The organism is Roseicyclus sp., assembly GCF_965662675.1.
In the GTDB taxonomy this organism is placed as follows: Bacteria; Pseudomonadota; Alphaproteobacteria; order Rhodobacterales; family Rhodobacteraceae; genus Roseicyclus.
This window is the reverse complement of the sequence record NZ_CBFIIK010000002.1, coordinates 1-12,833: the sequence shown is the minus strand read 5'-3', so window position 1 is coordinate 12,833 and position 12,833 is coordinate 1. Positions and strand designations below refer to the sequence as shown.

General features: G+C 62.6%; 11 protein-coding genes. 3 read left to right on the top strand and 8 right to left on the bottom strand.

The window, feature by feature from the left end; all coding sequences use genetic code 11:
* Window positions 1–49: 49 nt before the first annotated feature.
* Window positions 50–1,984, bottom strand: a complete 1,935-nt coding sequence (locus tag ACTG4J_RS00645; RefSeq protein ID WP_439136559.1) for a bifunctional 2',3'-cyclic-nucleotide 2'-phosphodiesterase/3'-nucleotidase — start codon at window positions 1,982–1,984, stop codon at window positions 50–52.
* 152 nt (window positions 1,985–2,136) lie between these two features.
* Between ACTG4J_RS00645 and nudC the strand changes: the two genes are divergently transcribed.
* The 3 genes from nudC (at window position 2,137) to ACTG4J_RS00630 (ending at window position 4,458) form a co-directional block, all read left to right on the top strand.
* Window positions 2,137–3,114 carry an NAD(+) diphosphatase gene (gene nudC, locus ACTG4J_RS00640; protein ID WP_439136558.1) on the top strand — a complete coding sequence of 326 codons (978 nt, stop codon included), beginning with the start codon at window positions 2,137–2,139 and terminating at the stop codon, window positions 3,112–3,114.
* Between the two features lie 114 nt (window positions 3,115–3,228).
* Window positions 3,229–3,954: a sulfotransferase family 2 domain-containing protein gene (locus tag ACTG4J_RS00635; RefSeq protein WP_439136557.1), complete on the top strand. Its 726-nt coding sequence runs from the start codon at window positions 3,229–3,231 to the stop codon at window positions 3,952–3,954.
* A 30-nt stretch (window positions 3,955–3,984) separates the two neighbouring features.
* A complete protein-coding gene (locus tag ACTG4J_RS00630) occupies window positions 3,985–4,458 on the top strand; it encodes an SRPBCC family protein (protein ID WP_439136556.1) in 474 nt (157 codons plus the stop codon).
* Here ACTG4J_RS00630 and ACTG4J_RS00625 read toward each other — a convergent pair whose 3' ends face one another.
* From ACTG4J_RS00625 to ACTG4J_RS00595, 7 genes are all read right to left on the bottom strand, one after another.
* Window positions 4,459–5,382, bottom strand: coding sequence for a DMT family transporter (locus ACTG4J_RS00625; RefSeq protein ID WP_439136555.1), 924 nt, complete (start codon window positions 5,380–5,382; stop codon window positions 4,459–4,461). It abuts the gene before it with no gap.
* A 52-nt stretch (window positions 5,383–5,434) separates the two neighbouring features.
* Window positions 5,435–5,833, bottom strand: coding sequence for a Cu(I)-responsive transcriptional regulator (gene cueR / locus ACTG4J_RS00620; protein WP_439136554.1), 399 nt, complete (start codon window positions 5,831–5,833; stop codon window positions 5,435–5,437).
* Window positions 5,830–8,265, bottom strand: a complete 2,436-nt coding sequence (locus ACTG4J_RS00615) for a heavy metal translocating P-type ATPase (protein WP_439136553.1) — start codon at window positions 8,263–8,265, stop codon at window positions 5,830–5,832. The genes cueR and ACTG4J_RS00615 overlap by 4 nt, the downstream gene beginning before the upstream one ends.
* 61 nt (window positions 8,266–8,326) lie before the next feature.
* Complete coding sequence (locus ACTG4J_RS00610) at window positions 8,327–9,151, bottom strand: sulfotransferase family protein (RefSeq protein ID WP_439136552.1); 825 nt, start codon at window positions 9,149–9,151, stop codon at window positions 8,327–8,329.
* A complete protein-coding gene (locus ACTG4J_RS00605; protein WP_439136551.1) occupies window positions 9,148–11,667 on the bottom strand; it encodes a glycosyltransferase in 2,520 nt (839 codons plus the stop codon). Before ACTG4J_RS00605 ends, ACTG4J_RS00610 begins: the two co-directional genes overlap by 4 nt.
* A gap of 35 nt (window positions 11,668–11,702) precedes the next feature.
* Window positions 11,703–12,572, bottom strand: coding sequence for a glucose-1-phosphate thymidylyltransferase RfbA (rfbA, locus tag ACTG4J_RS00600; protein ID WP_439136550.1), 870 nt, complete (start codon window positions 12,570–12,572; stop codon window positions 11,703–11,705).
* Window positions 12,569–12,833 (bottom strand): sugar nucleotide-binding protein (locus ACTG4J_RS00595; RefSeq protein ID WP_439136549.1); only part of this gene is annotated, 265 nt, incomplete at its 5' end. The genes ACTG4J_RS00595 and rfbA, both read right to left, overlap by 4 nt.

Below are 12,833 nucleotides of genomic sequence, written 5' to 3'. Positions count from 1 at the left end.
CGATCCGAAAATCAATTGCCAGTTTTTTCAGCGGGACGCGGTCGATCGCCTAAAGTCGGAGCATATAGCGCGCAAAACCCGTGTCGCTGACACCGTCGAAAACCAGACCCAGCTGCGCCAGCCTTTCTTGATGCATCGCCGCGCCGGGACCGGTTTCATAGATGACGGGAACGCCGCCCATGGGCGTGAAGCTGAAACCGCTCTTGATGGCTGGCGCGACCGCACCACGCATCGCAGCAATATGGCCCGCAATCACATCGCGCACAGGATGGGATGAAAGATAGACTGTCTCGCATTGTGCCGCTGCGGGGAAATGACCGCCGCCGGCGGCCCGATAACTATTGGTGACCACGAGAAAGACATCATCGTCACCGACGGGCGCACCGCATTGCTTGCATAGATCGCGGATACGCCCCTGCCCTATGCGGATTTCGTCGCCATCGACATTGGTGCGGGCGGGTTGGCGCAGGTCGATCTTGTAGCGCAACCCATCCATGCGGTCGAAATTGTAACTGGCGAATTCATGGTCCAGCATCGGCTGCGCCGGAGCATCTGGGTCGGTGACGGGAATTATCTGGCGATAGGCGGCGGCCGCGCGCTCCAACCAATCGCGGATCTGCGCACCCGTTGCGCGCAAGAGCGCCAGACCATTCGAATATGGGTAAAGATCGGCCGCGTGGCGCAGTAAAAGCGCACCTTGCGGCACATCGGAATAGGCCTCCGGGCCGCCGCGCCCTCCGGCCTTGAACGGGGTTGTGCAAGACAACAGCGGAAGTGCCGCCAAATCAGGATCATTCGCGATGATCGGCGCCACCGCCAAACGCTGCGCGTCGGCGATCAACTGGGTGGTCATGCATGGCCGCAACAAGCTGAAATAGGTCTCGAGCCGCACCGCACTGCGCCCCAGGGGACGGGCGGAATAGGCCCGCGTCAGGCGATGCCCACGGGCCATTTCGGCCCGAAATGCGGGCAGGTGGTAAAGCCTGCGACGTAGCGCGTAGCGTTGTCCGGCGTCCACCTCGTCGGCCACGCGCAGGCGGGCCGCGGTCTTGGCCACCTGCCACTGTTGGCGGGTATCACCGGTCTGCGCCGGGGATTGGCGCGGCCGCAGTTCAAGATCGATCTGGCCCAAATGAGACCCGAAAAACCCCGGCTGCACGATCGGCGCCGCACCGCATGGCGCATTGGGCATGTTGGATGAAGGAAACACACGATGGGTGTGACCGGCAATGACGGCATCCACACCTGCAAGCTGCGCCAGCGCAAACCCCACATTCTCATCCTCAGGCGCCGCATTCTCGACCCCAAGGCCGGTATGGGCAAGCACGACCACCAGATCGACACCGGCGGCGCGCATCTGTGCCACCTGATGGGCGACGGCAGGCAGGATCGGGGCAATCTCCAACCGACCGGCAAGTTGAGGCCGGACCCATTGCATGGTTTGGGGCGGAACCGCGCCGGTGATGCCGATCCGCAGCATCCGCAAGGCACCTTGGCTGTCGATCATTCCGCGCTCGATGATGGCATGGGGTGCCACGAATGGATCACCGCCCGTCCTGACCACATTCGACAAGACGATCGGGTAACGGGCCTTTGAGATCACCCGTTCCAACACATCGACGCCATAGTCGAAATCATGATTGCCCAATGTGGCGGCATCAAAGCCCAACCCATTCATCGCCGCGATCATCGGATGGGCTTGCGCGGCGGGCATCAGATCGGATAGCGCCGCATCGCCCAAAGGCGCCCCTTGGAACGTGTCGCCATTATCGAACAGCAAGCAGTTCGTGCTTTCTCCACGCGCTTGAATGATCGGCGCTGCCAAGCGCGCAAGGCCCACCCCATCATCGGGGCGATTGGCGTAATAATTATATGAGAACAGATGCGCGTGCAGATCCGTCGTCGCCAAAAGACGAAGGCGCAAACGCACATCCGCCCCGGCCATATCCGCCAGATTGGACGCCACTGTCGCGGTGACGGTCATAGATCTATCCAAAAGCCCTTCATCAATCTGCCGGTTTCGCATGCAGGTGTTAATACGTCACCCTATGGCGATGATGGATTTGCGAATGCATTGCACAAGCTGTGGCAAGCGGGTCATACCCTTGGCCAGTTGATGCGCAGAAAGGTGGCGGCATGCTCTTGGCAGACAAGGTGACATTCGGCGGTTCCGACCTCGACCGTTCGGCAGTGGAACGGCGGGATGCGGCAAACCTCGCGGTTGCACATGCAAATGGCGGCGCGGTCATCGCGTTGTGGCGCGGCAAACCGCTGGTGCATGGCGACCCACAGGTCGGGCTCTGCCATCTTGTACAGTTGCCGGCGGATCACCCGGTTTTGTCAGCAGCATCATGCCCGCCCATTTTTCTTGGCCGCATCGCGGGCGCTGCGATCTTCGCGCAAGACATCAGCGCGTGGAAACCGACAGAACCCGTGGACGAGGCACAGATCGGCGCTTTTCTCGACCCCACGATCCAACACCACCCGGCCGCGCCCGATGACAGCGCCTTTCGCGAATTGCGCACCGTAATGAACCAACTCGACGCGCGCGATGCAGAAATGGCCGCGACCGCGCGTGCCTTGATCAACTGGCATGACAGCCACGGCTTTTGTGCCAAATGCGGTGCCGCCTCGGTGATGAGCGAGGCGGGTTGGCAACGCCTTTGCCCGTCTTGTGGCGCACATCACTTTCCGCGCACCGATCCGGTGGTGATCATGTTGATTACGCAAGGCGAAAAGGTGTTGCTCGGGCGTTCGCCCGGCTGGCCCGATGGGATGTTCTCGCTGTTGGCAGGGTTCGTGGAACCTGGCGAGACCATCGAGGCTGCCGTCCGCCGCGAGGTTCATGAGGAAACCGCGGTCAGGGTCGGCGCGGTGCGCTATGTCGCCGGTCAGCCCTGGCCCTTTCCCGCATCGCTGATGATTGGCTGTCGCGGCGAGGCGCTCACCACCGAGATCACAGTGGACGCCCATGAGCTGGAGGCCGCGCGCTGGGTCACGCGATCCGAGCTCTTGACCGTCTTCGCCGGCACACATCCCGAGATACGGCCCGCCCGCAAAGGGGCCATTGCCCATTTCTTGTTGGAACATTGGCTGGCCGACAACTTGGATTGAGCACACCAAAGCGCTTGCCGAAAATCTTGACCGGAATTGGTTGTCGCAGGGCGGCATTATCTGTTAGTGTGATCTAAAGATAACCAAAATGACCAATCGAGCAGAGGTCAGGCCATGCCCTACATCATACCCGCGCAGCGGATGGCGTTTTTCTTTTCACCGAAATCCGGCGGCACATCGCTGCGCGCGTTCTTGTTCCATGTCGAAAACGGCATGCCTTTTCGCCAATGGACCGTGCAGGGCAAGCCAATGGATGCCAACGCCTTGGTTGCCAATTACCGCTTCAACCACACCGATCACGCCCCTTTGACAGATTACCGCCGCTTCGCCTTGGTGCGCGATCCGGTCAAGCGCTTTTTGTCAGGCTATTCGAACCGGGTGCTGCATTATCGTGAATTGTCGGTCGAGGCCGCGGGTAAGGAACTTTTGCAAGAGGGGCTGCCGCCCGATCCTGATCTGGGCACGTTTTTGGAAAATTACGTCGGCTATCTGCGCTGTTCGCGCCCCTTGGCGCGGCATTTCCTGAAGCAGCAGAAATTCATCGGGCAAGACCCGACCTATTACGAAAAGATCTTCAAGCTCGAGGAATTGTCAGAGCTGATCACATTCGTGAACGCGGCCTGCGGCAGCAAGGCCCAGATGCCATGGCTGCAAACAGGTGGGCCGAAATACGATTTCTTCGCGCTCGAAGAGGATCTGCAACTTCAGATCCTTGACATTTGCCGCCACGATATCGCGTTCCAGATCTTTCCCGAATACTGGACGCCTTATGCCGATTTGATCATGCCCGATTTCGTCGGCGCGACACCGGCGCTGACGGGTACCGATCGGTCTTTTTAGCGTAGGGTCGCATCGCGATTTGGGTGAGTCATGAAGTTCAAGGTTTCCGAGGATGTGGATGCGCCCCAAGAGATGGTCTGGCAGCGCTTCACCGATTTCTCCGGCTTCGAGGAAGACGCCCGTGGGCGCGGCGCGGTCTTGAACCGTGTCGGAAACTGGACGCAGACAAGCCAAGGCGTCGAATGGCGTGGCGAGGTGACCGTGCGCGGCAAATCCCGCCCCATCACGGCCAAGGTCACACAGCTGGTGCCGCAAGAGCTTTGCATCGTCGATAGTCGGATCGGCGGCATGAACTGTCATCAAGAAATCATTTTCGTGCCGCTATCCGCCACCGTGACGCGCGTCGCGCTGATGCTCGATCTGTCGGCTGACACGCTGACCGCGCGGCTCTTGTTGCAGACCATGAAACTGGCGCGCGGGCGGGTCTTGCAAAAACTGCAAGGTGTCTTGGCCCGACAAGGCAACGCGGTCGAGGCGGCTTATCGGCGGCAGAACCGCAGTTGATCAATGCGGGTTGGTCGGCCCGACCTTACGCTGCTGCGTGCGCTTTAGGCCCAGTTGCCGCTCGCGCAAGATGATCAAGATACCCGCGATCACGATCATGGCCCCGCCCGCCAGGGTCGCGGCCCCCGGCACTTCGCCAAAGATGGTATAGCCCACCATGATCGACAAGATCATCGAGGTGTATTCGAACGGCGCGATCAAGGAGGCGTCGGTGTTGCGATAGCTTGTGGTCAGCAAGATCTGCCCGACGCCGCCCAAAAGACCCGCAAGGATCAACAGGCCAAAGACATGCGGGGGCGGCACCGCCCAACCCCAAGGCAGCGTCAACAAGGCCAAAAGCGAGGCCGTGACCGAGAAATAGAACACGATCGCCGATGTGGTTTCGGTATTGACCAGCTTGCGCACGAAAATCTGCGCCAGCGCGGCGAAGACGGCTGATAACAAAACGATCACCGCACCCAATGTCTCGCGCGAAGTGACGGTGGCCGGATCGACCTGTAGGCGCGGGCTCAGCACCACCAAGACACCGGCCAGACCGAGAAACACCATCGACAGGCGGAACAAGCGCACCTGTTCACCCAGAAACATCGCGGCGAAGACCACCACGAGGATCGGCGCGGCATAGCCGATGGCCGTGACCTCGGGCAGTGGCAAAAGCCCAAGCCCGGCAAACCCAAGGCCCATGGATGTCGTGCCGACCAAACCGCGCCAGAAATGCGCCAGCGGATCGCGAGTCTTGAGGCCGGTGTGCAACTCACCCCTGAGCGCCAGCCAGACGCCGATCACCGGAATGGCAAACAGCGAGCGGAAAAACACGGCCTGACCGGGCGGGACATACTCGGATGTCGCCTTGATGATCGCCGACATGGCCACGAACACGCAGACCGACAGAATTTTGAAAGTGATGCCGCGCAAAGGGGACATGGGCCAGTCCGCAAGGGAAGTGGGGCAAGCCTACGCCCGCATGATGCGCGGTTCAATCGCCCTTCGCCGATTGCGAAAGACCCAGCAAGATCGGGCAATCGGGCCGGTGATCGCCCGCGCAGGCATGGACCAGATCGGCCAAGACGCGCCGCATCTCGGCCAGTTCCGCCATTTTGGCGTCGATCTCGGCCAGATGGGTCTCGGCCACGGCTTTCACATCGGCACTGGCGCGCGCGCGATCCTCGTAAAGCGCCAACAGTGTGCGGCATTGTTCGATCGAAAAGCCAAGGCCCCGCGCGCGCGCCAAAAAGGCCAGCTTGTGCAGATGCGCCTGCGTGAAGCGGCGATAGCCATTGGCATCGCGCAGGGGCGTGATCAGCCCGATATCCTCGTAATAGCGGATCGTCTTGGCGGGCAGGCCCGCGGCCTCGGCCACTTCTCCGATATTCATGCAGCCCTCATCTTGCGCAGACGCAGCGCGTTCAGCACCACCAGAACCGAGCTTGCCGCCATCGCGCCAGCGGCCAGCATCGGGTTCAGGAACGGACCACCGAACAGCGCCAGAACCCCCGCCGCCACCGGGATAAGGGCGACATTGTAGCCAAAGGCCCAGACAAGGTTCTGCACGATGTTGTTGAGCGTGCGGCGGCTGACCTCCATCGCGGTCAAAACGCCCATGGGCGCGCCCGAGACAAGCACCACATCGCCCGCCTCGATCGCCACATCGGTGCCGGTGCCCAGCGCAATGCCCACATCCGCCTCGGCCAGCACGGCGGCATCATTGATCCCATCGCCCACAAAGGCCACGCGCCGCCCCTCGGCCCGCCATGCAGCCACCTGCGCGCGCTTGTCGGCGGGCGACAGCCGCGACAGCGCCGTCGCGATCCCAAGTTCCGCCGCGACTGCGGCAACCGGCCCTTCGGCATCGCCCGACATCATGGCGACCTCGACACCGCGCACCTGCAGTGCCGCCACCGCGCGGGCGGCGTCAGGTTTGATCGGATCGGACAGCGCCAGATGGCCCAGATAGGTCGCGCCCAGCGCCAGATGCACCTCGGTCGCGGGAGCGGGATCGGTGGCGGGAACAGTCACGCCCTCCCGCTCTAGAAATTCGCGGCTGCCAAGGCGCAGGGTGTCGCCATCAACCCGTGCCACAACCCCTGCCCCGGTTTGCGCGGCAAAGCCCGTGACGGGCGCGGGCGCGATGCCGTGCGAAGCGGCTTCGGCCAGAATAGCGCGAGCAAGGGGATGCTCCGACGCGGCCTCGGCCCCCGCGGCGAGGCGAAGGAGGGTGCCCGCATCACAAGACCCGACCGGGTGGATCGCAGTGACACGCGGCCGCCCCTCGGTCAGCGTGCCGGTCTTGTCAAATGCGACCAGATCGACGCGGCCCAAACCCTGCAGCGCATCGCCCTTGCGGAACAAGACGCCGAGTTCCGCCGCGCGGCCCGTGCCCGCCATGATCGAAACGGGTGTGGCCAGACCCATCGCGCAGGGGCAGGCGATGATCAGAACCGACACCGCGATAACCAAGGCCTTGGCCGGATCAGACCCCCAGATCAGCCAGGCCCCCGCTGCGAAAACCGCAATCGCCAGAACCACAGGCACAAAGATCGCGGTCACGCGGTTGATCAGCGATTGCACGGGCAAGCGGGTGGCTTGCGCATCCTCGACCATGGCGACGATGCGCGCCAGAACCGTGTCGGCCCCCACGGCGGTCGCATGGTAAACCAGCGTGCCGGTGCCATTGACCGTGCCCGCCGTCACCGCGTCACCCGCGCGCTTGGCTACGGGCACGGGCTCACCCGTCAGCATCGCCTCGTCGATCCAGCTTTCGCCCTCGGTCACGATGCCATCGACAGCCACGCGTCCGCCGGGTTTCAGCCGGATCAGATCGCCGCGCCGCAACTGGGCAAGCGGCACCTCGGCTTCGGCACCATCCGCGACTCGGATTGCCGTGTCGGGGCGGAGCGCCATCAGCTTGCGGATCGCCGCCCCGGCCCGGCCCCGCGCGCCTGCCTCGAGCCAACGGCCGAGCAAGATCAACGTCACGATAACGGCGGCGGCCTCGAAATAGACATGCCGCCCGCTGTCCGGCACGAGCGCGGGCGCGAAGGTGACAAGTGTCGACCACCCCCACGCTGCCGTCGTGCCCAGCACCACAAGGCTGTTCATCTCTGGCGCACCGCGCAGCAGCGCCGGGATGCCAAGGCGGAAAAATACCCGCCCCGGCCCCGCCAGAACGGCGCTGGTGAGCAGGAACTTGACCACACCCAAAAGCAGGGGATCAAAGGCCTGCATCTGCCAATGATGAAAAGCGGGGATCAGATGGCCGCCCATTTCCAGCACCACGACCGGCAGGGACAAGAGCAAGGCCATCACAAAAGCACGCCGCATCGGCGCTGCCTCATCGGCGGGGCCGGGATCGGCAGGGGCGGTTGCGATATCCAGCCGCGTCACCGGGTAACCGGCTTTTTGCATGGCATCCGTGATCATGGACCAATCTGCATCCTGGGTGATGCGTAGATCAGCACGCTTGAGCGCAAGATTGACATCCGCCTCCAGCACATCGGGCAGCGCGCGCAAGGCGGCCTCGGCCCGCCCGGCACAGCCGCCGCAGGTCATGTTGCCCACGCTCACGCGCACAAGCCGATCATCCAGAGGCAGCAAAGGATAGCCCGCATCCGCCAGCCGCGCCGCAAGCGCTTGGCGATCGAATCCCGCATCGGCGGTGATGGCCGCTCGCTTGGTCACAAGATTGACCTGTGCCGAGATCACACCCGGAACAGCCGCCATCGCCGCCTCGGCACGGCCCACGCAGCCGCCGCAATGCAGGTTGCCCACTTCGTAGCGCCAAGTGGTCTGTGGGGTATCGCGCGGCATGGTCGGCCCTCCGTTTCAACCGGTAGATAGGGCTTCCTGTAGCTGGAAGGTCAAGGGGTGTTCACCCCGTCCCCTGCGCAGCCTGTCCCGCCGCGGCGAGATCAGCATTTAAATCATAGCCGAATGTGGCGGCCACAGCACCGCATTGAGCGCGAACTTCGGCGGCCTCGGCGGGGGTCAATGCGCTCAGCCAAAGGTTCTTTTCCGCATGCGCATCGTTATCATGAAAAAGTGCCGACGGGGCGGACAAGTCGATATGGCTCATGATCTTGGCCATCAGCTTGGGAACATCGGCAACAAGATCCTCATAGCGCAGGCACATCACCCTTTCGCGATAGGCCATGTTCAGGGTCTCATAGATTGCCGCCGCCTCCAGCCAATAATTGCACGCACCATAGAGATCGGAGATCTTGACCTGACGGCCAAGTTTCATGCTGGCGACGACATTCAGAGGATTGCGCACCATGAAGACAAAGCGCGCCTGCGGCATTTGCTGTGCGATCAGAGGGGCGCCGTAGATATTCTGCGGCGTCTTGTCGAACCACCGATACGGCCCCGTCACGCCTTGCGCCCGAGCGAAGGCTGCGATGTAGCGGCGCTGCAGTTCGGCCTTGCTGCGGCTGATGGCAAGGATCGACTCAAAGGTTTCCTCATCGATCCCGTCCATCGTGCGATGCCGCTTGAGCAGCATATTGTTGCGATGGGGTTGCCAGCTATGCGGCGTACGAAACGGTTCGGCCCAGCGAAAGAAATGGGTTTCCTCCGGACAAATGAAATTCGGCACACGCCGCAACAGATTGCGTGTGAGTGTCGTTCCGGAACGGACCGAGCCGATGATGAAAAGGGGCCGATCATCGGCCAACTCGGGTTGCAGATTAGCTATCATTCAGCTGCCTTGTCCAAACGCGGGACGCTGATCTCTTGGACGACGCTCCACGGCCCGCGTGCCGCGATCATCGCCAGTACCGCCGCCGCATGGTCACCATCGGGGTCGAAGGGAATCGGGATACCATTGGGCGCGCGGCGCAGCGCCTCGCCCTGCGCGCCGATGTCGAATCCGTAAACAGGCAGACCGGTGGCAAGCATCTCATGGGTCGCGAAAGAGAATGTCTCAGGCCAGATCGACGGTACAAGCCACGCCCCCACCCCGTAGCGTTCGGCCAGATGGGGGATGTCCGCGGGCATGTAACTTCCATGCAGCCGCACAGTGGGCGGCAACGAAAAGGCGGGGTCTATATTGCCGATCAGGGCGAGCTTTGGCCCGCCATCGCGCGCGACACGCTCGGCCAGATCGCACAAGACCCCCGCCCCCTTCTGACGGCTGAGATTGCCCAAAACAGCAAGTGTCGCACTGGCATTGGCGGCATGCTTGATACGGGTGATCTGCGCGATGGTGGCGTGCGGTCGGTACATGATATTGCCGGAAAGCCCCGGATAGACCGCAAGCAGATGCTGCCTGCTGGATTCCGAAAACACCGTGATCTCATCGCAGCGGGCAAGAAACCCCTCCCAAGCCGATTGCCAGGTGGCCAGTGGCACGATGCCGCCATCGGGGCGGCGCTGGCGGTGAGCCGGGTCGGGATTGTCGCGCAAGACCGGGCCACGATAGGCACCATCGGCATTGAGCAGACAATAAGATGGGCTCACGACGAAATAATCATGCAGCCGCGCCTCAAGGCGATCGGGGCGATCATGACGTATCAACCCCATCATGGCATTGGGCAATTCGATCGGATTGCGGTCGCCAACGCCGCAGGAATAGACGACGCGCAAGCTTGGGACCGGGGCAAGCAATCGCCGGATATGGGCGAAACGCTCGGTCGCCGCCGAGATCACGCCCATCGGACCATGCACCTCCAATTGCCAGCGCAACGGCCCGCCGACACGCAAAACCAGCGCATATTGGCCCTGCGCGGTGAATGCCGCGATCTCGGCGGCAAGCGCGTGATCGGCCCCGCCCCCCATCGAATGGGCGACGAAAAGCGGCAAAGGCCCAATGGCCAACTCGCCCGCAACGACGACCGCCAAGGCAATGCGCGCCGTGCGCAATGGATCGTTTGCGATATAGCTTTGCACCTCCAGATCGTAAGCCGGATAGCGCCGCGCGTTCATTGCATTGGCCCGCAGCACGGCCTTGCGCTTGGCTTCTGCCCCAAAGCTTTGCCCGCCACGATGTTCGACGAAAAGCGTGGGTAGACCGACATGGCGCCCGCCGGCCAGCCGGATTTTCTGGCACCAATCCACCTCTTCGCCATAGCCACGCCCGAACGCCGTGTCGAAGCGCGGCACCCGGCCGAACCATCGCGCATTGATCGCCATGCAAAAGCCCACGCTGGTAGGTGCGACAGGCGGCGGGTCCGGCAAGCTGAGGGTTTGGGCGACCGCGTCGATACGATCGACCATGCCCGAAGGCAAAGGCACAGCTTCACAGATGAACGGAACGGAGAAGATCTCGGCATTGTTCGACATCGGCGTGACCGAGGCGATGCGCGGATCACGGTCGAAAGGCGCAATCAAACGCGACGCCCAATCCGCAGGAACCATGGCATCGGAATTGAGCAAGACAACATGCCCGGCATGTCCCTCGGCCACCGCGAAACCGCGGTTGACCGCACCGACGAAACCCAAATTCTTTTCTAATTCCAGCAAGGTGACGCGTCCGCGATGCTCGTCTGTCCAAGCACGCAGGAATGGCCGCACGCGTGGATCGGTCGATGCATCGTCGATCAAGATCGCATGCCAAGCCACATCCGTATGCGCCGCGACACGCCTCAAGCAGGCGACCAACATGTCGAAAGCATCATGTACGGGCACGATGATCGTGATCGGATGAAGCGCACGCGGCGTCGGCCCTTCGGCCAAGAAGCGCCCATCGATCGGCAGCCCCTTTGCATTCGCCTCCAACCCCAGGAGATGTTTGACCCGCGTCCGCGCGCCCGCATCACGCAGAACGGCCCAGCGCATCAAGGTCGGCATCGCCCGAAACAGATCGACCATGAAGGCACGCCAAAGCCGCCGCCGTGCAGCGGGTGTCGGCGGATCGGCGGGATGGGCGACCGGCACGGCGATCTCGCCCCCATCGGCCAGCGTCAGATGCAAGGTCAGATCGCGCGCCGCCTCGGGCAGATCGATCTCGAAACCGCAATCGATTGGCAGACCGAAGCGATGCATCACATCGGATCTCTGGATATGCGGGATCGCATCAACTTGGCCACCGGGCCAGCTGACACATAGCGCCGTCGCGCTTGTCCAGCCCACGATCCGCGTGGCGCCATCAGCCCGCCATATCCGTTCGACATTGCCAAGCCGCTTGCCACGATCGCGCGGCAACGAAAAACCCGCCAGCCTGTCGGCATGGCGCGCGGCATATCGCAGATAAAGGGCGTAAAGACGCAAGAACATGCGCTTGGTTCAGCGCAGCAGACGGTAATGCGGCATCAAATCAATCCTTCCAGATATTTTCCGTAATCGGTTTTGCCGAACAGCCTGGCGCGTGCCGCAAGGTCGTCAGCGGTGATCCAGCCATGCTGAAAGGCGATTTCCTCGGGGCTTCCCGTTTGCATGCCCTGGCGCTGTTCAAGCGTGCGCACGAAGTTGCCCGCATCGAGCAGGCTGGCATGCGTCCCGGTATCGAGCCATGCAAAGCCGCGCCCCATGCGGCTGACCTGAAGCGCGCCATCGGCGAGGTAACTTTCCAGAAGTGTCGTGATCTCCAACTCGCCACGCGGCGAAGGTTGGACTGCAGCCGCGCGTTCGGGGGCAGACCCGTCAAGGAAGTAAAGCCCGGTCACCGCGAAATGCGAGGGCGGACGCGCGGGCTTCTCGATGATCGCCTGCACGGTGCCATCGGGGGCGAAATCGACCACGCCATAGCGCTCGGGGTCGCTGACCCGGTAGCCAAAGACGGTGCCGCCCGCCGCGCGTCCATCGGCCTCGGCCAAAAGTTCGGGCAGGCCATGGCCGAAAAAGATGTTGTCGCCCAGAACCATGGCCGAGGGCGCACCATCCAGGAAATCTTGTGCAAGAAGATAGGCCTGCGCCAACCCATCGGGGCTTGGCTGTTCGATATAGGTCAAGGACAGCCCCCATTGGCCGCCATCGCCCAGCGTGCGGCGGAACTGGTCTTGATCTTGCGGCGTGGTGATCACCGCGATCTCGCGGATACCGGCCAGCATCAAGACGCTGAGCGGATAGTAGATCATCGGCTTGTCGTAGATCGGCAAAAGCTGCTTCGACAGCCCCATGGTGATCGGGTAAAGCCGCGTCCCCGACCCGCCCGCGAGGATGATGCCTTTGCGCTGTGTCATGGTACGGCCTCCAACTCTTTCACAATCTCGCTCAACGCCGCGCGCCAATCAGGCCGGGGGATGCCGAAGCTGGCTTCGATCGCGCTGCAATCCATGCGCGAATTCGGCGGGCGTTTGGCGGGCGTTGGATAGGCACTGGTCGGGATATCCTCGATCGCGCAAGGCAATCCCGCCTCGGTCATGATCGCGCGGGCGAAATCGGCCCAGCTGGTGTCGGGGCTGCCCGCGAAATGGTAGGTGCCGGACTTGCGCGGATCGGTG

What these genes read in the sequence shown, in the direction of transcription:
- ACTG4J_RS00645 (WP_439136559.1), bottom strand. Translation starts at nt 1,984, where the DNA reads ATGACCGTCACCGCGACAGTGGCGTCCAATCTGGCGGATATGGCCGGG.
- nudC (WP_439136558.1), top strand. Translation starts at nt 2,137, where the DNA reads ATGCTCTTGGCAGACAAGGTGACATTCGGCGGTTCCGACCTCGACCGT.
- ACTG4J_RS00635 (WP_439136557.1), top strand. Translation starts at nt 3,229, where the DNA reads ATGCCCTACATCATACCCGCGCAGCGGATGGCGTTTTTCTTTTCACCG.
- ACTG4J_RS00630 (WP_439136556.1), top strand. Translation starts at nt 3,985, where the DNA reads ATGAAGTTCAAGGTTTCCGAGGATGTGGATGCGCCCCAAGAGATGGTC.
- ACTG4J_RS00625 (WP_439136555.1), bottom strand. Translation starts at nt 5,382, where the DNA reads ATGTCCCCTTTGCGCGGCATCACTTTCAAAATTCTGTCGGTCTGCGTG.
- cueR (WP_439136554.1), bottom strand. Translation starts at nt 5,833, where the DNA reads ATGAATATCGGAGAAGTGGCCGAGGCCGCGGGCCTGCCCGCCAAGACG.
- ACTG4J_RS00615 (WP_439136553.1), bottom strand. Translation starts at nt 8,265, where the DNA reads ATGCCGCGCGATACCCCACAGACCACTTGGCGCTACGAAGTGGGCAAC.
- ACTG4J_RS00610 (WP_439136552.1), bottom strand. Translation starts at nt 9,151, where the DNA reads ATGATAGCTAATCTGCAACCCGAGTTGGCCGATGATCGGCCCCTTTTC.
- ACTG4J_RS00605 (WP_439136551.1), bottom strand. Translation starts at nt 11,667, where the DNA reads ATGTTCTTGCGTCTTTACGCCCTTTATCTGCGATATGCCGCGCGCCAT.
- rfbA (WP_439136550.1), bottom strand. Translation starts at nt 12,572, where the DNA reads ATGACACAGCGCAAAGGCATCATCCTCGCGGGCGGGTCGGGGACGCGG.